Origin of the sequence: Thalassotalea euphylliae (assembly GCF_003390395.1) — a bacterium.
GTDB classification, from domain to species: domain Bacteria; phylum Pseudomonadota; class Gammaproteobacteria; order Enterobacterales; family Alteromonadaceae; genus Thalassotalea_F; species Thalassotalea_F euphylliae_C.
The window spans coordinates 1,639,393-1,659,220 of the sequence record NZ_QUOV01000001.1; the positions used below are offsets into that span (position 1 = coordinate 1,639,393).

The 19,828-nt window shown below is 43.8% G+C and carries 20 protein-coding genes; 7 read left to right on the top strand and 13 right to left on the bottom strand.

Going from position 1 to position 19,828, the window contains the following annotated elements:
• Nucleotides 1-5: 5 nt before the first annotated feature.
• The 13 genes from DXX92_RS07275 to hisG form a co-directional block, all read right to left on the bottom strand.
• On the bottom strand, nucleotides 6-407 hold the full coding sequence (locus DXX92_RS07275) for an ACT domain-containing protein (RefSeq protein WP_115999848.1): 402 nt from the start codon (nucleotides 405-407) through the stop codon (nucleotides 6-8).
• 978 nt (nucleotides 408-1,385) lie between these two features.
• Nucleotides 1,386-1,631 carry a hypothetical protein gene (locus tag DXX92_RS19135; protein WP_220347633.1) on the bottom strand — a complete coding sequence of 82 codons (246 nt, stop codon included), beginning with the start codon at nucleotides 1,629-1,631 and terminating at the stop codon, nucleotides 1,386-1,388.
• 539 nt (nucleotides 1,632-2,170) lie between these two features.
• Nucleotides 2,171-2,524, bottom strand: a complete 354-nt coding sequence (locus DXX92_RS07285; RefSeq protein WP_115999849.1) for a hypothetical protein — start codon at nucleotides 2,522-2,524, stop codon at nucleotides 2,171-2,173.
• Nucleotides 2,525-2,637: 113 nt separating this feature from the next.
• A complete protein-coding gene (locus DXX92_RS07290; protein WP_115999850.1) occupies nucleotides 2,638-2,955 on the bottom strand; it encodes a hypothetical protein in 318 nt (105 codons plus the stop codon).
• 349 nt (nucleotides 2,956-3,304) lie between these two features.
• Nucleotides 3,305-3,868 carry a hypothetical protein gene (locus DXX92_RS07295; protein WP_115999851.1) on the bottom strand — a complete coding sequence of 188 codons (564 nt, stop codon included), beginning with the start codon at nucleotides 3,866-3,868 and terminating at the stop codon, nucleotides 3,305-3,307.
• Between the two features lie 546 nt (nucleotides 3,869-4,414).
• Nucleotides 4,415-5,035: a bifunctional phosphoribosyl-AMP cyclohydrolase/phosphoribosyl-ATP diphosphatase HisIE gene (gene hisIE, locus DXX92_RS07305; RefSeq protein ID WP_115999853.1), complete on the bottom strand. Its 621-nt coding sequence runs from the start codon at nucleotides 5,033-5,035 to the stop codon at nucleotides 4,415-4,417.
• A gap of 2 nt (nucleotides 5,036-5,037) precedes the next feature.
• Nucleotides 5,038-5,811 carry an imidazole glycerol phosphate synthase subunit HisF gene (gene hisF, locus DXX92_RS07310; protein WP_115999854.1) on the bottom strand — a complete coding sequence of 258 codons (774 nt, stop codon included), beginning with the start codon at nucleotides 5,809-5,811 and terminating at the stop codon, nucleotides 5,038-5,040.
• A complete protein-coding gene (gene hisA / locus DXX92_RS07315) occupies nucleotides 5,811-6,596 on the bottom strand; it encodes a 1-(5-phosphoribosyl)-5-[(5-phosphoribosylamino)methylideneamino]imidazole-4-carboxamide isomerase (RefSeq protein WP_115999855.1) in 786 nt (261 codons plus the stop codon). The genes hisF and hisA overlap by 1 nt, the downstream gene beginning before the upstream one ends.
• Before the next feature lies 1 nt (nucleotide 6,597).
• Nucleotides 6,598-7,248: an imidazole glycerol phosphate synthase subunit HisH gene (gene hisH, locus DXX92_RS07320; RefSeq protein ID WP_115999856.1), complete on the bottom strand. Its 651-nt coding sequence runs from the start codon at nucleotides 7,246-7,248 to the stop codon at nucleotides 6,598-6,600.
• Nucleotides 7,248-8,315 carry a bifunctional histidinol-phosphatase/imidazoleglycerol-phosphate dehydratase HisB gene (gene hisB, locus DXX92_RS07325; RefSeq protein WP_115999857.1) on the bottom strand — a complete coding sequence of 356 codons (1,068 nt, stop codon included), beginning with the start codon at nucleotides 8,313-8,315 and terminating at the stop codon, nucleotides 7,248-7,250. The genes hisH and hisB overlap by 1 nt, the downstream gene beginning before the upstream one ends.
• Nucleotides 8,315-9,484 carry a histidinol-phosphate transaminase gene (gene hisC / locus DXX92_RS07330; RefSeq protein ID WP_115999858.1) on the bottom strand — a complete coding sequence of 390 codons (1,170 nt, stop codon included), beginning with the start codon at nucleotides 9,482-9,484 and terminating at the stop codon, nucleotides 8,315-8,317. The genes hisB and hisC overlap by 1 nt, the downstream gene beginning before the upstream one ends.
• Nucleotides 9,484-10,809: a histidinol dehydrogenase gene (gene hisD, locus DXX92_RS07335; RefSeq protein ID WP_115999859.1), complete on the bottom strand. Its 1,326-nt coding sequence runs from the start codon at nucleotides 10,807-10,809 to the stop codon at nucleotides 9,484-9,486. The genes hisC and hisD overlap by 1 nt, the downstream gene beginning before the upstream one ends.
• 11 nt (nucleotides 10,810-10,820) lie before the next feature.
• On the bottom strand, nucleotides 10,821-11,717 hold the full coding sequence (gene hisG / locus DXX92_RS07340; protein ID WP_115999860.1) for an ATP phosphoribosyltransferase: 897 nt from the start codon (nucleotides 11,715-11,717) through the stop codon (nucleotides 10,821-10,823).
• Nucleotides 11,718-12,282: 565 nt separating this feature from the next.
• On the opposite strand from hisG, the gene DXX92_RS07345 reads away from it, so the two are divergent.
• The 7 genes from DXX92_RS07345 to fadD all read left to right on the top strand — a co-directional run bounded on the left by DXX92_RS07345 (nucleotide 12,283) and on the right by fadD (nucleotide 19,760).
• Complete coding sequence (locus DXX92_RS07345) at nucleotides 12,283-12,801, top strand: hypothetical protein (protein ID WP_115999861.1); 519 nt, start codon at nucleotides 12,283-12,285, stop codon at nucleotides 12,799-12,801.
• A 58-nt stretch (nucleotides 12,802-12,859) separates the two neighbouring features.
• Nucleotides 12,860-14,791, top strand: a complete 1,932-nt coding sequence (locus DXX92_RS07350; RefSeq protein ID WP_115999862.1) for an ATP-dependent DNA helicase — start codon at nucleotides 12,860-12,862, stop codon at nucleotides 14,789-14,791.
• Entirely contained in the window at nucleotides 14,788-15,480 is a 693-nt protein-coding gene (gene tsaB, locus DXX92_RS07355) for a tRNA (adenosine(37)-N6)-threonylcarbamoyltransferase complex dimerization subunit type 1 TsaB (RefSeq protein WP_220347635.1), read from the top strand. Before DXX92_RS07350 ends, tsaB begins: the two co-directional genes overlap by 4 nt.
• A gap of 107 nt (nucleotides 15,481-15,587) precedes the next feature.
• Nucleotides 15,588-16,223: a hypothetical protein gene (locus tag DXX92_RS07360; protein ID WP_115999864.1), complete on the top strand. Its 636-nt coding sequence runs from the start codon at nucleotides 15,588-15,590 to the stop codon at nucleotides 16,221-16,223.
• Between the two features lie 119 nt (nucleotides 16,224-16,342).
• Nucleotides 16,343-17,017: a M50 family metallopeptidase gene (locus DXX92_RS07365; protein WP_181901714.1), complete on the top strand. Its 675-nt coding sequence runs from the start codon at nucleotides 16,343-16,345 to the stop codon at nucleotides 17,015-17,017.
• The gene (locus tag DXX92_RS07370; protein WP_115999866.1) at nucleotides 17,014-17,883 is read left to right on the top strand and encodes an alpha/beta fold hydrolase; all 870 of its coding nucleotides are present in this window, start codon (nucleotides 17,014-17,016) and stop codon (nucleotides 17,881-17,883) included. The genes DXX92_RS07365 and DXX92_RS07370 overlap by 4 nt, the downstream gene beginning before the upstream one ends.
• Nucleotides 17,884-18,104: 221 nt before the next feature.
• Nucleotides 18,105-19,760, top strand: a complete 1,656-nt coding sequence (fadD, locus tag DXX92_RS07375) for a long-chain-fatty-acid--CoA ligase FadD (protein WP_115999867.1) — start codon at nucleotides 18,105-18,107, stop codon at nucleotides 19,758-19,760.
• The last annotated feature ends 68 nt before the right edge of the window (nucleotides 19,761-19,828 follow it).

Sequence of the window (19,828 nt, forward strand, 5' to 3'; positions counted from 1 at the left end):
TCGTTTCAAATATGGCCACTAAATTCTTCTAACGCTGAAACTGCTGCTTCCGCTTTGCTGCTTTGCACAAAAATATGGTCGTGATAATAAGCGGCGATAACATTAGCGCTAATGCCCTTTGATGCTAACTTGCTGGCAACTGCTGCGGTAAGGCCAACAGCTTCCAAACTAGAATGAACTGTTAACGTAATTTGGCGATACGTGCCATCAAACGATAAGCCTGCTGTTTCTGCCGCTGACTTTTCTAGCACCAAAGTTAACCCCTCATGTTCAATAAAGGTCGCAACTGGGTTAAGCGATGCATAGTCTGCTAGCACACCAGAAACCGTGCAGAATACAAATTCCGATGCCACTAATTTGGGGCGCATAGCGCGCAATAACTCATCTAAATCAGTGATGCCAGACATAGTTATTTTCTCTTGTGTTATTAAATTTAGTGCAGCTAAAGGCGCCTAGCACTTAACTAATAGTTGAAAAATATTTAGCTAATAATGTGTTAATGCTTGATCATGTGCTATCAACCATTGACGTGATAGCTAAACTATAGAACGAGTTCATTTAGAGGGGCTAAACTCTACTATCGTGCAATGCAACGCTATAGATCTCAAAAATCAGAAAATTATTCACGTTAGTTTTAACAATAATATAACTATTTGAGACAATACATCCCTTTATACAAAATGACACTTTAAGAGGTTAAAAATAGTTAGCTAAGTTCGTTTGAGTAAAGAGACAAAGCGAACTATTTTTAGTTAGTCTTAAAGGCCGCGATATTTACTTCTTTTTTACAGTAAACTAAGGGCATTGAGCATGCCAAACCGTGTCACTGGCCAAAGCTAGCAGACAAACTTCTGGTGCCGTGAGGCCAGAACTAGGCACATCTATGCCACACTCTCTCTGATAGGGCTGAGAAAGAGAGTCAGAATGATAATATATTTGACAATCACCAGCTCCTACTCCTGCGCGAAGGTGCCATTCGGAAGCAACACAGTTTGAATCATTGGCACACGTGCTTCTGCATGTGTCTCTGTCAGATATTTGCAGAACCTGAGAACTTGCAATAAATCCGTTCTCCAAAGACCAATATGCAACGTTACCATCTACTGCAATTGAAAGATCACTGCATGTATTGTATGAGCCATCGAATTGACCTGGAATCATAGCAGTTAATGTGCCTGTAGGGGTCACATGTGTATTGGATGGGCAGCCTTGAGGGTATTGTCCCAAGTTCGCTAAAGCCTCACAGAAGTGCTGAAAGTTATACTGTGCATCAGGGTGCTGCTCCCTTGCATTGGATGCGCGACAATCACCTACGCCCCATTTTCCGTCCTTATTGGTATCTTCATCAGGTTCGTCTATACCGTTCTCATTAATATCCCAGCAATTTATTCCAGCTTCGCCAGTTGCACCTTGCGGTCCTTCTGGCCCTTGAGCACCCGCGGGTCCCTGAGTTCCGGTTGGTCCTTGAGAACCTGCTGGTCCCTGAGCTCCGGTTGGCCCTTGAGGACCTTCTGGCCCTTGAGGACCTTCTGGCCCTTGAGTTCCTTCTGGTCCCTGAGGACCTTCTGGCCCCTGAGTTCCTTCTGGTCCTTGAGCTCCAGCAGTTCCGTCCGAACCGTCATCGCCTTCAAGAGGGCACCCTGCTAGCAGGAGTGAAAAGGCAAGAATTGTAATTGGTTTGATTAGACTCATCTGAATTTCCTTATTCAAGTTTTAAGATTAATTTTCTTTAAGAAGATATGTTATCTATTGATGTAGTTATAGCACATTAGATCTTGGTCATATGGCCAGTGTTTTTTTAACACCCTTATAAACAGAGACCTGCGTTACAAGTCCAATTAAACTATATTCGTTAAGTGTTTGGCTTGCCCTTCTTAGCTTCGCAGCCAAGCCCTGAATATTTGATAAAGCACTAACGTCTTAATTTTAACGATACTAAAATTTCAACTGACTAATGGATAGCGAGATATTGAGTTAATCCATTAACTTTCGAAATTCACATATTTATTAATAATATATAATGCATGAAAGGTTAACAACTTCAATTCAATATGAAAGGAATTTAAATGGTTACTAAAACTTCGAAATTGCCGAGCTAAAATCGACGGCGAATACGCAAAGCCAACAGTATTTTGTTCTTTTTGATATGCTTACTAGCTAAGTATAGTTACTAGTAAACCTTTACAACTTTCCTTTTAGACTTGAACAAAGTCCAGCCTTTGATGCTTAGAAAATACGTATTGTTAGGCTCTATTTGGTGGTAAATATCTTCTGATGTCGTAAAGTGCTCTTCCAATGTAATAATGTTGAACTGCGGAGACTCAATACATTGGTATTCACCACAATACTCTGTCCATGTAATATTTTTTGAGAAGATCTCAACCTCAATAGTGTCGACGCTAAAGCGATATTGTTGATAAATTAAAGCGCTAACAACGGCAATTGATGGAAAAAAGACCTTGGCGATTAAGGCCAATCTTTTCGAATTTTTCTCGTGTTCACATTGTTGATGAGAGCTTTCCATAGCCACCTAATTCGTGATATTGATAACCCCGCGTTAAACTGCCTGTAGCACTTGGTTAGAACTAATGAAGAAAGAGCAAAAGCCAGCGGCATTTGCCCTTGTTAAATAGCTGATTAGCTAAGATTTAGGCGTACTATTTTCTTTAGGCGTTTTTTTATTAGCTTTTGCTCACAATAAAGGCCAATAAAACTACCGACCCCAAAAGAACAAAGTACTAAAAACCAGTACAAAATACTGTTGTCAGATTTAATACCAGAAATATAAAGATATAAATTAAACGGCACAATAAAAAACAGCGCGCCTAAGATTTTTAACAACTCTCTAAAAAGCTGAGTACCTGATATTGCTTCTTCGACATAAGCGTCAATCGTTGCCTTTGGGGTCTCATTCAATTGCGGAAAGACTTTTTGTAACCAGTTTGAATAATTCAATGATGTTTCCTTAGTATGATGTGATTTCCTTATTAGGTATTTAGAACAGCTCTATCGGGGTCTTTGGTGAGTGAGCAATTGAAAACACCTAAGTTTAAATTTGTAACGATACTTAAAAGGTTAACTGGCTAATGGAGAGTAGGGCGTTGAATTAATCCATTAACGCAAAAGAAAATCCCTTTTAAGTATGCCTATATTCGATATTACAAATTGCGTGAAAGAATAACAATTTCAATGCAATACGAATGATGCCTAGCGCTACTTTAAGTGGCAATGTGAAGTGAAACCAAAGGCAACAGTTATTTGTCTGTTTCAACGCATTGTTAGATTTTCAAGACTTGCTTTACGTCTATACCTGAGGCTTGTAGCTCTTGTAGATCTCTGTCAATATTTTTAGCACCATGACTGTTCCACAAAGTTTCGCCCTTTTTTTATTTATACAAATTAAACTGTGTTCAATAAACGTTCTCAATGATTCCGGACTTACTTGAACATATGATACATAGATCATTTTGCCACTATTTAGCGAGTCAATTATGTTTTTGAATTTTGATTTTGGTTTTTTCCCTTCTCCAAATGGAGCTCCAAAAAGGTGATTTCTGAGTCTATCTTTGATACCTGTGCTATGCCTCTGCCCAATATATTTTAAATCCCAGAGTTTTGAATAAGGTCTAGATTCCGTCCAGATTGCGTACATATTATTGTTGTTTTGAAGTTCTTGGATAAAAGAATTCCTGTTTGACTCACAGGCATCCTTAAATGATTCTACAAAGTCACCAGCAGACAAGCTCTTTCCATAAAGCTCTTGTGGATACCATACTCGTTGTGGCTCATAGTTATAAAGCCATTTTTGAGCTCTCACTAATAAAGACTCTATTCCATATTCATCTAGTCTGAGTGGTTTTCTTTTCACCAAAATTCTCCATAAAAACCCAACGCCCTGTTAAGGTATGAGCAACCAATACCAATGCTCCCGCATACCACCTTTACCACTAGAGCTAACGCATAGTCAAAATGCCACGCGTTGCGAATCACTTTTATACAGATTGTTAATTTAGAAAGATCTGCATACCTTTATAATGATTCATGTCACTTGGTGCGATGTTTTCTGCCATTGATGTTAATAGCTTAACCAAGTCACTATTTTCTAAGGTAACAGTTTATTAGAAGGCAAAATTGGCGCTTTCCACGCTTAGCCTTCAACACTTATTTAAAAAAGGTGCGTACTCTAACTGCTAGTAGTTTTCTTTGCTAGTCAGTTACTTAACAAATCATTAAAAGTATGTGGTAGATCAAAGCGCACTATTACGTGCTTTATATCTAGAAAGGAAAATATGAAGTAGTATGCCAATACTTATGTTGATAAGGAGGCAGAAAAGGAAACTCGTAAGCCTATTTATGCTTACGAATTCCAGATACCGAACTGCATTTATTGCGAATAGGTAAATTTATCTAAAACCTACTGACTATGGCGCTTCTGAAGCACTTCCATTACTTCGTTTAGCTCAACGCCTTTATCTTCTAGTAATACTAGCGTGTGGTAGAAAAGATCGGCACATTCACCAAGTAAATCTTCTTTGGTTTCGGCAACGGCAGCAAGGGCAACTTCTACACCTTCTTCACCCACTTTTTGGGCCACTTTTGTTGTGCCTCTTGCAAGCAGGCGAGCGGTGTAGCTTTCTTCTACTGGATCGTTTTTACGTTCACCAATAAAGCGCTCCAAGTAAGATAGAAAGTTTTGCTTGCTAAGCTTTTCTTCAGGAAAACAAGAGTGATTACCTAAGTGGCAGGTTGGACCATGCGGCACAGCTGCGATTAAAATAGAGTCTTGATCACAGTCAGCAAGTACTTGTTTAACCGCGAGTACGTTGCCTGAGGTTTCACCTTTCATCCATAGGCGCTGTTTTGAGCGGCTAAAGAAAGTGACATTGCCAGATTCCAAGGTCACTTTAAGCGCTTCTTGGTTCATAAAGCCTTGCATTAATACGGCGCCGGTTGCGCTGTCTTGAATAATGGCAGGCAATAGGTTGTCCATTTTCTGCCAAGCTAACTCATTAAAATTTTCGAGAGTAACAATCACGATTAAATCCTTATTTCTAGATCGGCAGCTTTTAGTGTTTGTTTTAGCTCTGCCATATCAATAATGCCTTTGTGGAATACGCTAGCGGCGAGTGCCCCGTCAACATCCGCTTGTTTAAATACGTCAGTAAAGTGTGCAATTTCGCCCGCGCCGCCAGACGCGATTAAGGGTATATTGGCAACCGCACGCGCTTTGCTTAGCTGGTCAATATCGTAGCCTTGGCGCACGCCGTCTTGGTTCATGCAGTTTAAAACAATTTCACCTGCGCCTAGTTGTTGCACCCGTTCAATCCAGTCAAAGGTTTGCCAGCTGGTTTTTTGCGTGCGGCTTTCATCGCCGGTAAATTGGTATACTTGGTAAGCGCCAGTTTCTTTGTCGAAATAGCTGTCGATACCCACCACCACGCATTGCACGCCAAAACGATCCGCTAAGCGTTCAATTAAACTTGGGTCTTGCAGGGCAGGGGAGTTAATGCTGATTTTATCGGCGCCCATCATTAAAATTTCACGCGCATCTTGCTCTGATTTAATTCCACCGGCGACACAAAACGGAATGTCGATCACTTCGGCAATACGGCTCACCCAGCTTTTATCTACCACGCGACCATCAGAGCTGGCGGTAATATCGTAAAACACCAGTTCATCGGCACCAGCTTCCGCGTATTTTTGCGCCAGTGGCACAATATCGCCAATAATTTCGTGGTTGCGGAATTTTACCCCTTTCACTACTTTGCCATCACGTACATCAAGGCATGGAATAATACGTTTTGCTAGCATTATTGTGCTCCTTGCGAGGTACTGGTTTTGACAAAATCACCGCTGTTAAAGTCATTCGGCCATAACGCTAACGCTTCATCTAATGTGAATTTACCCTCTAATAATGAGCGACCTAAAATTACGCCACTCACACCTGTGGGTTTAAGTGCTTCAATATCCGCTAACGAACCGATGCCGCCAGAAGCTTGCCATTGAATGCTAGGGTATTGGCTGCAAAGCTCGCTGTACATGCCAACATTGCTGCCCGAAAGCGTACCGTCTTTGCTGATATCAGTACAAAGTACGTGAATTAAGCCTGCGGCTAAGTAGTCGTCTAACAACTCTTCAAGGTTAACACCGCTGTCTTTAATCCAGCCATGGGTGGGTAGTGTTTTGTTACCTTGCTCGTCAATTTTTACATCAAGCGCAAGTACGATTTTCTCGCCGCCAAACTCGATTAGCCATTCGCGAACCAGTTGTGGTTCCTTAATCGCAAGGCTGCCAATGACCACGCGATCTGCGCCTAACGCTAATAAATCTTCAACGTCTTGTTTTGAACGCACGCCACCACCGACTTGAATAATCATGCTTGGGTGATTCACTAAGGTTTTTAGTAAGGTGAGTTGGCGTTTAGTGCTGTCTTTTGCGCCATCTAAATCAACAAAGTGCATTACTTTTGCACCCGCTTTAGCATAGCTGGCTTGTCGCTCGGCGGCAGAGGTTTGGTAACTGGTTTTTTGCTCGTAGTCACCTTGGTATAGGCGAACTACTTCGCCGTTAATCAAATCAATTGCAGGGATCAGCACCTTACATCTCCAAAAAGTTTTTAATGATTTTGCTGCCATTTGCGCCTGAGCGCTCAGGGTGGAACTGACAACCAACAAAATTGTCTTTAACAATGGCAGCTGAAAACGCGCTGCCGTATTCACAGGCCGCTGCCGTGTAATCACTCACTGGTGCAGCAAAGCTGTGCACGAAGTAGAAGTAATCGCCAACATTGATGCCAGCAAATACGGGGTGGTCAATCACTGACGTTAGTGTGTTCCAACCCATATGCGGTAATCGCAGGCCATTTGCTTCAAGTGGTGCAACTGAGGTGGGAATTAAATCTAAACAGTCGATAATTTCCACGCCCTGATCTGTATCAGTTTGAGTGTGGCTCAGCGCTGAACTTTCACGAGAGTCGCTGCACATTAACTGCATACCTAAACAAAAGCCTAATACCGGTTGCGTTAACCCTTGAATACAGGCCACCAAGTTTTTCTCGCGAATATTTTCCATCGCGTGCTTGGCATTACCCACGCCGGGTAAAATGACTTTTTCTGCCACTTTAATCTTGGCTAAATCGTCGGTAATTTCGGCGTCAAAGCCTAGGCGCTTAATGGCGAATTTTACCGAGGAAAGATTGGCACAGCCGGTATCAACAATCACAAAACGGCTGTTTGCTTGCTCTGGCATTACAGCGCTCCTTTGGTGCTTGGCAATTCGCTACCTTGTACGGTAATTGCTTGGCGCAATGCGCGGCCAAAGACTTTAAACAAGCTTTCTACTTGGTGGTGACAGTTACCTTCTGTGGTTGAAAGGTGCAAGGTTACCGCCATGCTGTCGGCTAATGAGCGGAAAAAGTGCGATACCATTTGCGTTGACATTGTACCGACACGGCTGTCGGTAAAGTTAGCATCGAATTCAAGCCAAGGGCGGCCAGATAAATCAATCGCACATTCGGCTCGGCATTCATCCATCGGCAAGACAAAGCCAAAGCGACCAATACCGCGTTTGTCACCTAGTGCTTGTTTTAACGCACTGCCTAGTGCTAATGCGGTGTCTTCCACGCTGTGGTGTTCGTCGATGTGGTAATCGCCGTCTACTTTTACTGTTAGCGCAAAACCGCCGTGCGTAGAAATTTGCTCTAACATGTGATCGAAAAAGCCAAGGCCAGTGTTAATGCTGTTGCCTGTGCCATCAAGGTTAACATCAATGGTGATGTCGGTTTCTTTGGTGGTGCGAGTAACGGTTGCCTTGCGCGGCTGAGTTAATAGTTGCTCAGCAATGGCATCCCAGTTTAGGGTGTCACGGTTGTAGCGCAGCCCTTGGATGCCCATGTTAGCGGCAAGTTGCATGTCGGTTTCGCGATCGCCAATCACGTAAGAGTTAGCAAAGTTAACTTTACCTTGCTGCAAGTAGTCAGACACCATGCCAAGCTTTGGCTTGCGGCAGTTACAGTTGTCTTTTTCAAAGTGTGGGCATAACAACACATCGTCGAAAATCACCCCTTGTGAGGTGAAGAAATCCATCATTTTGTTGTGTGGTAAGTCAAAATCCGCTTGCGGGTAGCTGTCGGTGCCTAAACCGTCTTGGTTCGATACCATGACAAGGCGAAAGCCTTTTGCTTGTAGGGCAAGCAGTACAGGGATAACTTTTGGTTCGAAGACCAGTTTTTCTAGGGTATCGACTTGAAAATCTACTGGCGGCTCTTCAATTAACGTGCCGTCGCGGTCGATAAATAAAATATTTTGTCCACTCATTAATTTGTTTCCTGTACTGATACCGCAGAAGTGTTTGTGACCAGATTTGTCATTGTTTTTTGTACTAAGTCCATCTCGCGCTTACTGCCAATAGAAATGCGTAGGCAGTTTTCCAATTGCAGTTGTTTTGATTGATCGCGAATTAATATGCCTTGCGCTTTAAGCCCGTCAAAAATTTCAGTTTTTAATGGCGTGCGAAACAGTACAAAGTTGGCGTCGCTGGCAAACACCTCATCAACCCAGCTTTGCGTTTCTAACCAGTTAATCAGGCTTTGGCGAAGTATTTTTGTTTCTTCAACGCGCACTTTCATTAACTGTAAATTATCACCAGTCAATGCTTGGCTGGCAATTTCTGCAACTGGCGCTGAAATAGGGTAAGGGGCGATCACTTTGCTTAGCAGGGTGATAATTTCTTTTGACGCCAGTGTAAAACCACAGCGTAAGCCCGCGAGCGCAAAGGCTTTAGAAAGCGTGCGCAGTACTACTAAATTAGGGTAGTCAGCTAACCAGCTTTGCGCTGAATCTTCCGGTGAAAATTCAATATAAGCTTCATCCACCACGACAATGGCTTTGTCTTGTGCTGCTTCTAACACAGCTTTAATTTGTGCTTTTGGCAGCAAGTTGCCCGTTGGGTTGCCCGGCGAACATAAAAACACCACATTGACGTTATCAAGCTGCTCGATAATGCCGTCAACATCCAACTGATTATTCACTTGTGGTACTTTAACAATACCTGCACCGTGATTTTCGGCGCTAATGGCGTACATGCCGTATGTTGGCGGGCAGATTAAAATGCTGTCTTGGTATGCCGTACAGAAAGTGCGAATAATCAATTCAATACCTTCGTCAGCACCGCGTGTTGCCAGCAATTGTTCAACAGGTAAGTCGCTATATTCGCTGTAGGCTTCCATCAAGTTTTCTGGTTGAAAATCTGGGTAGCGGTTAATGCAATCGGCGCTTAGCTGGTATTTACCAGGCCCCGAAGCTTCGTTAGCATTCAACCAAATTTTGCTATTAAAGGTTTGCTCGCCACTGTCTTTTGCGCCACTGTCTTTTGCTCCGGCATCTGCATCCGCTTTTTGTAAGCGGCGTGCCGACTGATAAGGCACCATCTCGATAAGCTCTGCACGTGCGAGCTTTTCTGCACTAGATAAATCTTTAGTTGCCATTAGCTTTCGCCTTCTAATCGTATGGTTACCGCTTTTTGGTGCGCCATTAAACCTTCCGCGTCGGTTAGCTCGATGATTGCAGGCGCTAAATTTGCCAAGCCTTGACGGGTAATTTGCTGCACCGTGTAACGGCGAGAGAAATCTGCAAGTGATAAACTACTGACAACTTTTGAATAGCCGTAAGTCGGTAGCACGTGGTTAGTACCACTGGCGTAATCACCAGCAGATTCTGGCGTGTAAGCACCCAAGAAAATAGAGCCAGCATTACGTAGCTTACCTACTAAGCATTCTGGCTCAGCCGTTTGCACAATTAAGTGCTCTGGGCCGTAAAGATTAGATACTTCAACTGCCGTGGCGATATCGTCGGTTAAAATTAAACGACTTTTTGACAGTGCTGCACGAGCAATGTCGGCACGAGGTAATTCCGCTAATTGACGATCTAGTGCTTCGCGCACATTGGCAATTTGTGTTTCGCTATCTGACAGCAAAATCACTTGGCTGTCTTCGCCGTGCTCGGCTTGCGAAAGTAAATCAGCAGCAACAAAATCAGCATTTGCGCGGCTATCGGCAATCACCAACACTTCAGATGGGCCCGCTGGCATATCAATGGCGAAACCGGGGATTTTTTGCGACAGCTGCTTTTTCGCTTCGGTCACGAAACGGTTACCTGGGCCAAATACTTTATTGACGGATTTGATTGACTCTGTGCCAAGGGCAAGGGCGGCAACCGCTTGTGCGCCGCCAACGGCGTATATTTCATCAATGCCACAAAGCTTTGCCGCCGCTAGTACTTCGGGGGCGATATCGCCATTTTTATCTGGTGGTGATACCAACACTTTGCGCGGGCAATCAGCGAGCTCGGCTGGCACACCTAGCATTAACACCGTAGAAGGTAATGGCGCGCTGCCGGCTGGAATGTATAAACCCACCGCTTCAATGGCTTCAGTTTTTAACACGCAAGTGACACCGGGGCAGGTTTCTACCACGATATCTTCTTGTTGCTGTGCTTGGTGAAAGCGTTTGATTTGGCCGTAAGCGGTTTCCAACGCTTCAAGGCGGGCTGGTGATAAGCTATCAATGGCTGCTTTTACTTGCGCTGTCGTCACTTTCAGTGATTCTAGGCGAATACCGTCAAAGCGCTCTGTTAGGTTGATGAGCGCAGCATCGCCTTGCTCTGCCACCTGATTAACAATGTTATCGACTTGCGTGGCAAGTAAGCTGCTTTCCGCAATTGCTGGCCTTGCCAGCGCATTTTGCTGTTCTTGATCAGAGATACTTGACCAAGTTGTCGTTGGCAGTAATGACAATAAAGATTGTGTGCCCATGGTGTTTGCCCTTAACCCATCATTTTTTCAATTGGCATGACCAAAATTGAGTCACAGCCGAGTGCTTTTAATGCTTCCATGGTTTCCCAGAAGAAGGTTTCGGTGGCAACGACGTGTACTGCCACTAAGTCGTCGCGACCCGCTAATGGTAATACCGTTGGTGTCTCTTTACCTGGCATTAGGTTGCTGACTTCGTCTAATTTGTCTTTTGGCGCGTGCAGCATAATGTACTTGCTTTCTTTGGCCTTCATTACCCCTTGAATGCGTGGTAACAAGGTATCGAGAATTGCTTGTTTTTCTGGCGCAAGTTCAACCCCTTGGATCAGTGACGCTTTAGAGCGGTAAATTACTTCCACTTCTTTTAGGCCATTGGCTTCAAGCGTTGCACCCGTTGATACCAAGTCGCAAATACCGTCGGCTAAACCAACACGTGGCGCAACCTCTACCGAGCCTTTTAATAAACAAAAATCAACGTTAATGCCGTTTTCTTTAGCAAAGCGCTTCATTAACTGTGGATAGGTAGTGGCAAAACGCAAACCGTCGAGTGAGGCAAGGCCGGTGTAGTTAAATTCTTCTGGCATCGCAAGTGATAAACGACAGCCGCCGAAGTTTAAGCCGGTGGTTTTAGTGTAAGCAGAGTTTTGGCCTAATAACTCACGCTCTAGTGCGGTTTCTTCAAGTGTGTTGTCGCCAACAATACCCAAGTCGCACACACCGTCCATCACTAGGCCAGGAATATCGCTAGAGCGAACACGCATAATGTCGATAGGCATGTTAGTGACATGTGCCAACAGACGACGATCACCCACATTAAGTTTTAAACCACAACGTTTAAGTAGTTGCTGTGTTTCGTCGCTCAGGCGACCTGACTTTTGCATGGCGATGCGTAAGCGTGTTTCTGTAGTCATTTTCCCTTCCTAAAATAAGTATAAATTTAAAATTTTTTGTAAATTGTCAATTTTGTTTAGTGCTAATTCGTTAGGCCATAAAACGTAAAAAACCCCGAGAGAGTTTGACTCTTTCGGGGTTTTTAGAATTCTTCAATTCGCATGCCGCTGAAAGAGCCATAGCCCTCAGCGAATAAACCTGAGCGGCTAATCCGTGTGATGGTGATGATGATGGATTTTGCTGAGGTTTAATAACATTTAAGTTGCCTTTGTTTAGCTTTTAATTAGCTTAATATTCGTTTCTGTTTTTCAGTGCATAACTGTTCGTATGCGTCTTGCAAATAACAATACTGACTAAAGTTGCGCTTCGCAACCCCTAAAAATGATTCTTTTATGACAAAAAGTTGTTAGTTATTGCTGCTAGCGCTAATGTTGTTGAAAAACCAGCCGATACAGGGGGAGAATTTCTAGCTTTTATAGTGGTCATAAATAGTAGGCATTAGCGCTGACCAATATGAAAACATCATCAACAATATTCTCTTTCATTATATTAGCTACATAAGCGGGAGAAGGTGCACAGTAAACAATGGATATTTTTACGACTCAGCTTGCAAAGCTTGCTCCAAATCGATTGCAACCGAAAAAACTCAAAGTCAATCGCTTAACCAAGCAAAGCCCTTCTAAAAATATTGATGAAGAGCACGAGCACCTCGATGCTCACGATACAACTACCACCACATATCAACACGCGAAACAACAATTCTCTGAAGTAGTTGATGTTGAGATAGCGCATCAACAAAATGCTAATGCGGATGATGAAGAAGGCATAGTAGATAAAAAACAAAGCTCTGTAGCATCGGAAGATGCCGAGCATACTAGTGCACCCGTAAATGCAGCAGCCCAACCTAATACCATTCAGCCGAAAATAGATAGCCACATCCAGAAACGCGTTGAACAAGAAGGTGTCGAAGTGCCAAGCGATGAAGCATTAGCCCAGGTTGTTTACCAGCGGCCAACAATTGGTAACTCTGTTGCTAGCGAAAAAGCCGATGAAAACGCCAGTGATGACGATGACCACGACCAGCATTTAGATATTTTTGTTTAATCCTCACAATCTACCGATATAATAGCGCCTTTGTTATTTTCTCGGTAATTTTGCGCAGATGAGCACAGTTGCACAGGCTTTTTCATCAAGTGGTTTATTGGCAAAAGCCATTAATGGTTTTTCCCCTCGCCAAGCACAACTTGATATGGCGCTAGAAGTTGAACAAGCGATTGCCAAGCAACATACCTTAATTGTTGAAGCGGGTACCGGAACCGGTAAAACCTTTGCTTATTTGATCCCTGCGTTGATGTCGGATAAAAAAGTGATTGTTTCTACGGGTACTAAAACCCTACAAGAGCAGTTATTTCACAAAGATATTCCGGTTATCCGCAAAGCGTTAGCAACGGGCGCGCAAATGGCGCTGTTAAAAGGGCGTGCCAATTACTTGTGCATCTACCGAATGGAGCAATTTCAGCACACGCGTGGTGTGTTAGATGCGCAAGGGTTAGCTGATTTTGTGCAGGTGAAACATTGGGCGAATAGCACGCATGCAGGCGATATCGGTGAGCTAGACTCGGTTGCCGAAGACTCTAGCATATTTCCACATATCACCAGTACCGCTGATAATTGTTTGGCGCGAGACTGCCCGCATTTCGAAGATTGCTACTTGGTTAAAGCCCGTCAAAAGGCGATAGAAGCCGATGTTGTTGTGGTTAACCACCATCTGTTTTTTGCGGATATGGCACTGAAAGACACGGGCTTTGGTGAGTTAATCCCGAAAGCCGATGTGGTGATATTTGATGAGGCCCATCAAATATCCGATATTGCCAGCGAATACTTTGGTGAGTCGTTTTCAACAAGGCAAGTGCAAGAGCTTTGTAGCGACGTTATTCAAGCCTACAAAACTAGCGTTACAGACGTGAAACAACTGGGTAAAGCCGCAGAAAAGCTTGAGCGAACTTGCCAAGATTTTCGTCTGCTCTTTGCTCATGATCCTGAGCGCGGCAATTGGCGAGAGAAATGGCACAATGCCCGCATTCGTCAAGCGTTTGAACACTTAAAAACCGATTTAGATTTTTTATATCAAGTGCTCAAACTGAATGTCTCGCGCAATGAGCTGGTGGACAATTGTTTTGAGCGAGCAGTGACACTGTTATCTAAGTACGACATCGTTGCCAATATCGACGCCTTTGAAGTTAGCCTTTGGTACGAAACAACACGCCGCCATATTACGCTGCATCAAACCCCGTTATCGATTGCCGACAAGTTTAGCCAAGTAGTCAGCGAGTCTGGCGCTGGTTGGATTTTTACCAGTGCGACACTGGCGGTAAATAATGGTTTCGAGCATTTTGCTAGGCCACTGGGCTTATCACAAGGGCATACGCTAATGCTGGATAGCCCATTTGACTATCTAAATCAGTCTCAGCTTGTGGTGCCACGTTATTTGCCTGAACCAAACGATAGGGGTAGGGCGTTAGCTTTAGCGGAATTAGCTGTGCCGTTAATTAACAGTGCTGCGGGTGCGTGTTTTATGCTGTTTACTAGCTATCGCATGATGAACCAAGTGGCAGAGCTACTGGAAGATAAAATAGATAACCCGCTGTTGGTGCAAGGGCAAATGGCTAAGCGCAACTTACTGACCGAATTTATTGCCCAGCCTGATGCGGTATTGCTAGCAACGGCAAGCTTTTGGGAAGGGGTTGATGTTAGAGGCGACAAATTAACTTGTGTTATCATAGACAAATTGCCGTTTGCCTCGCCTGATGAGCCGTTATTACAAGCTCGGAGTGAAGATGCCCGAAGGCAGGGTAAAGACCCCTTTGCTGAAATTCAATTGCCCCAAGCCGTTATCGCCTTGAAACAAGGGGTTGGGCGATTAATTCGTGATGTTAACGATCGCGGCGTATTGGTGATTTGTGACAACCGCATTGTCAATCGCCCATACGGGCAGGTATTTTTATCCAGTTTACCGGAAATGCGACGCAGCCGAGATTTAGACAAAGCGGCATCTTTTTTAACAACTATTCATAGTGAGACCCAATCAAGGTGAATTTACTAGCTATTGATGCATCGACTGAAGCATGTTCAGTCGCCATTTTAAAAGACGATCAAGTATTTAGTGATTTTGAGTTATGCCCGCAATCACATAGCGTTGTGTTGTTGCCAATGGTAGACAAGCTACTTGCCAAAGCTGGCGCGAAATTAACTGATTTTGACGCTTTAGTTTATGGCCGTGGCCCTGGCAGTTTTACCGGTGTTCGCATTGGTATTGGTGTCGCGCAAGGGTTAGCGTTTGCAGCCGATTTACCGACCATTGGTATTTCGACCATGCAGGCAATGGCCCAGCAGGCATACGAACAAGAAGGCAAAGACACCGTTAGTGTAGCTATTGATGCGAGAATGGCGGAAGTTTATTGCAGTAACTGGCAAGTAAACGAGCAAGGGCTAATGGCACTTGTCGGTGAAGAGCGCGTGCTTCCACCAGAGCAATTTGCGCAATCACTTGAGCAAGGTGAATATAAATATGGCGCAGGCACTGGATGGCAGGCCTATCAAGAAGCTTTTCAGTCAATTTGTGCTAACCTAGAAAAGATAAGTGTGATGTATCCTAACGCCCAATATATGTTGGCGCTTGCCAAACAAGAATTTATTACAGGCAAAGCGTTACCAGCGGAGCATGCACAACCTGTTTATGTGCGTGATACCGTGTCTTGGAAAAAGCTACCAGGGCGAGAGTAGTCTGTGATAAAACGACTGTAACGCTATTGTAAAAGAAGGTATTAGTTAAGCGGTATAACACCCATTGCGTTAGGACATCTTGTAAGAATTGATGCCAGCTTAATGCAATGGAAATCTATAACACTAATACGACGATACCGCTAACACGCCAAAGCCGAGCTTTTGCTACTAATCAGCAGCGTGTTAGTGGCAATAACGATACCGATAACAACGCCCAAATAGAGCAGATACGTCGTGTTCGTAATACTGAGCGAGTTGATCAAAACTCGCCACAAAACTTTCCTGTAGCTCAACCACCATCAGCTCAACTACAATCAGCCCAGCCACAAAATCAACCGCAAGCGCGGCAAAACCGTTTAGACTATAGCGAAGCGGCGATTGCCATTTTAGAGGAGCGCACTCAGCGGCAGAGCCGTCAGCGAGATATAGGCTTTCAGCAAGAGATAAGCCGTCAGCAAGATATAAGCCGTCAGCAAGGTTTAGCTAGTGAGCGAGATGCTGGCCTTCAGCGAGAGCTCGACTTTGAGCAGGAATTTAATCGACAACAAGATTTTAACCTGCCGCAGGGATTTAACCTTCAGCAAAGAAACCGCCAACAATCAGACGCATCATCAGGGCAATTTGCGGGTTACGACCGCCCATCTGCCGCTAACCGCACGGCTATTTCAGCCTATCAAACAGTTGAAGGCCTAGAAGAAAGGGATAACCTTGAGCAAATTCTTGGCGTAGACTTATACGCTTAAAAACTTCGTGTACGCCTCTGAATAGTGTTAAATATTATTAATTTCAGTTACATAAACGTGCTTGCCAAATAATGGCTTAACATCCACTATGATCTGCAAACTCATATATAGAGCCAATCGTGACTAGCCAGCTTCACCAACCTTCATTCTTTTATCGACACCGCTTTTGGTTATTGTTGTTAGCTGCTGCGACTTTGCGTCACTTGCCAATAGTCTCTCTGCCATTTAATTGGTTAGAAAGTTATTTTCACGAAGTCAGTCATGGTTTAGCGGCAATCATTGCAGGTGGAAAAATTATTCAAATAGAGCTTTTCCCCAACGGCGCTGGCTTATGTACTACGCAAGGTGGCAGCCGATTACTAACAGCATTTATGGGGTATAGCGGGGCGGCGATTTGGGGAGCGGCAATTTATTCCTTGTCGTCACTTAATCAGCGGATCACTCAATTAGTGACCGCCAGTATTTTAATACTTTTGGTATTGAGCTGTATTTTTTGGGTCAGAGATATACTAACGCTCATTATACTCGCTGTGTTAATTGCGCTTTTTGCGCTCAAAGTGAAGTTTTACCACCACCCTTGGTTAATTGTCAGTGTGCAACTGGTTGGCCTAACAGTGCTGCTAAATGCCTTGTTAAGTCCATTGTATTTGATAGATGGCCGTCATCGCGGCGATGGTGCAACCTTAGCGGGCTTAACTGGCGTGCCAGAAATTTTATGGGTTGCAATCTGGCTAGCAATCGCTGTAGTTTTGTTATATCGACTGGCAAAACAATCCAATAAGAGACTGAGTTGAGAATAACAACAGAAGAAACATGTTACGACATAAATGAAGTGTCACTGCATGGCTTAACCACAGGCGATGACGATCAGCCAATCACTTTATGTTTGCATGGCTGGCTTGATAACGCCGCCAGTTTTTTACCACTTATGCCATACTTACCAGACCGTAAGCTAATTGCCTTAGATTGGCCAGGGCATGGTTTTTCGTCTCACCGAAGCTTAGATGCTCACTACCATTTTATTGATTGGGTTTACGATTTAGTTCAGTTATTTGATGTAACGCAATGGCCGGCGGTCGATATTGTGGCTCATTCGATGGGCGGCATGGTAGCTACAGCGTTTGCTGCTGCCTTTCCTGAAAAAGTAAAATCGTTAACTTTGCTTGATTCAATAGGGCTTATTTCAGACAAGCCGGAAAATACCACAGAGCAATTGCGCAAAGGTTTAACTAGTCGCCTTAAAGGGTTGTCGAAGCAAAAAAACCAACATCCGTCGATAGAGTCAGCTGTGAAGGCAAGAGTTGCGGTGTCAGATATGGCGTATGAGCAAGCACAGTTAATTGTGAAACGCGGCTTAGTGCAGCAAGGTGGTAGCTATATTTGGCGTGCTGACAGTCGCTTAAGAAATGCCTCGCCATATCGGTTAACCGTAGAGCAAGCCAAACAACTTATTTCAGATGTGCAGTGTCCCGTTAATTTAGTTTACGGTGACAATGGGTTGGAAATGGTGCATTTAGGCATCAAAGAATTCTCAGCACTATTCAGTGATTTAACCGTACATAAAGTCTCTGGTGGGCACCATGTGCACATGGAAGCGCCAGAGCAGGTTGCTGAAAAGATAACCGCATTTTGGCAGCAAATCGCGGCAAAAGTACCGTAAAATTTACAAAATTCGCGAAAGTTGTCGCTAAGTTACTCCACAAAAAACTAGGATTTTTGGCCAAAGTGTGGAATCATCTCTAACTTTCGAGTAAAAGCTCAGGTAAAAGTAGACCGTAAATCTTTACGCAAACCGCCTGACGAACGCATGCCAATTCATATTGGTATTACTATAAAAATTATAATTATCACGCGTGTCTAAATAGAATTGAGGAGATGACTGTGGAAAAAATTTGGCTTGAAAAAAGTTACCCACCCGGTGTTCCACACGAAATAGACCCCGACAAATACTCATCAATTGTCGAAATGTTTGACAAGTACGTTGGCATTTACGCGCAGCGCACCGCCTTTATTAATATGGGCGCAGAAATCACTTACAGTGAATTAGCCGAACAGGCTAGTGCGTTTGCAGCATACCTGCAAAAGGAATTGGGCTTAGTTAAGGGCGACAAGTTTGCCATTATGGTACCGAACACCTTGCAATACCCTGTTGCTTTATTTGGTGCGCTAAAAGCAGGCTTAACGGTTGTTAATGTTAACCCGCTATACACGGCGCGTGAGCTTAAGCATCAGTTGAACGACTCTGGTACTAAAGCCATGTTGATCGTTGAAAATTTCGCTCATACCTTGCAAGAAGTTATCTCAGATACGCCTGTTGAAAAAGTTATCTTAACTGGTTTAGGTGATCGCCTAGGTGGTTTAAAAGGCAAGTTAGTTAACTTTGCCGTGAAATACGTGAAGAAAATGGTGCCGAGTTACTCACTGGCAAACACCGTTAAATTCAACCACGTTATTGCCAAAGGCGAGAGCTTAACGTTAGACCCAGTTGAGATTACTGGTGAAGACTTAGCTTTCTTACAATACACTGGTGGCACCACGGGTGTATCAAAAGGGGCAATGTTAACGCACCGCAATATGGTGGCGAACTTAGAGCAAGCAAAAGCCGCGATTCGTCCGGTATTAAAAGATGGCGAAGAGTTGGTGGTTACCGCACTGCCGCTTTACCATATTTTTGCACTAACAGCGAACTGCCTGACGTTTATGACATTAGGTGGTACTAACTTGTTGATTACTAACCCGCGCGATATGCCGAGCTTTGTTAAAGAGCTAGGTAAATACCCATTCACGGCAATTACAGGTGTAAATACACTGTTTAATGGTTTAGTGAACACACCGGGCTTTGCGCAATTAGACTTCTCAAAACTGAAGTTATCGCTAGGTGGCGGTATGGCAGTGCAACGTCCAGTCGCAGAGCGTTGGGAAGATGTTACAAAAACGCGTTTACTTGAAGGTTATGGCCTAACAGAATGTTCACCTATGGTGACTATTAGCCCGTATAACCAAACCGCATTTAATGGCTCAATTGGCTTACCTGCACCATCTACTCATATTAAAATTGTGCGTGAAGATGGCACAACGGCTGGTGTGAATGAGCCAGGCGAAATGTGTGTTAGTGGTCCACAAGTCATGAAAGGTTACTACAATCGCCAAGAAGCTACCGATGAAATATTAACTGACGGCTGGTTAGCGACAGGTGATATTGCTGAGATGGATGAGCACGGCTTCTTCAGAATTGTTGATCGTAAAAAAGACATGATTTTGGTTTCTGGCTTTAATGTCTTCCCTAACGAAATTGAAGAAGTGGCAATGATGCACGAAGGTGTTGTTGAAGCTGCAGCAGTTGGTGTGCCTCACGAAGTTAGTGGTGAAATCATTAAACTGTTTATCGTTAAGAAAGACGATTCACTTACGCAAAAGAACATTATCGAACACTGTGCTAAGCACTTAACGAATTATAAAGTGCCTAAGTTGATTGAGTTTAGAGACGACTTACCGAAAACCAACGTAGGCAAAATTTTACGTCGTGAACTAAGGTAGTAACCCTACAATTAGTTAACTTCGCAGCACTATTAATTAACTTCGTATTATTAAAAAAGCCGACATAT

Excerpts from the sequence above, each read along its gene's own strand:
- DXX92_RS07360 (WP_115999864.1), top strand. The coding sequence starts at position 15,588 with ATGGAAATCTATAACACTAATACGACGATACCGCTAACACGCCAAAGC.
- hisF (WP_115999854.1), bottom strand. The coding sequence starts at position 5,811 with ATGCTAGCAAAACGTATTATTCCATGCCTTGATGTACGTGATGGCAAA.
- hisH (WP_115999856.1), bottom strand. The coding sequence starts at position 7,248 with ATGCCAGAGCAAGCAAACAGCCGTTTTGTGATTGTTGATACCGGCTGT.
- hisG (WP_115999860.1), bottom strand. The coding sequence starts at position 11,717 with ATGACTACAGAAACACGCTTACGCATCGCCATGCAAAAGTCAGGTCGC.
- hisB (WP_115999857.1), bottom strand. The coding sequence starts at position 8,315 with ATGAGTGGACAAAATATTTTATTTATCGACCGCGACGGCACGTTAATT.
- DXX92_RS07345 (WP_115999861.1), top strand. The coding sequence starts at position 12,283 with ATGGATATTTTTACGACTCAGCTTGCAAAGCTTGCTCCAAATCGATTG.
- hisC (WP_115999858.1), bottom strand. The coding sequence starts at position 9,484 with ATGGCAACTAAAGATTTATCTAGTGCAGAAAAGCTCGCACGTGCAGAG.
- hisD (WP_115999859.1), bottom strand. The coding sequence starts at position 10,809 with ATGGGCACACAATCTTTATTGTCATTACTGCCAACGACAACTTGGTCA.
- DXX92_RS07350 (WP_115999862.1), top strand. The coding sequence starts at position 12,860 with ATGAGCACAGTTGCACAGGCTTTTTCATCAAGTGGTTTATTGGCAAAA.
- DXX92_RS07285 (WP_115999849.1), bottom strand. The coding sequence starts at position 2,524 with ATGGAAAGCTCTCATCAACAATGTGAACACGAGAAAAATTCGAAAAGA.
- DXX92_RS07275 (WP_115999848.1), bottom strand. The coding sequence starts at position 407 with ATGTCTGGCATCACTGATTTAGATGAGTTATTGCGCGCTATGCGCCCC.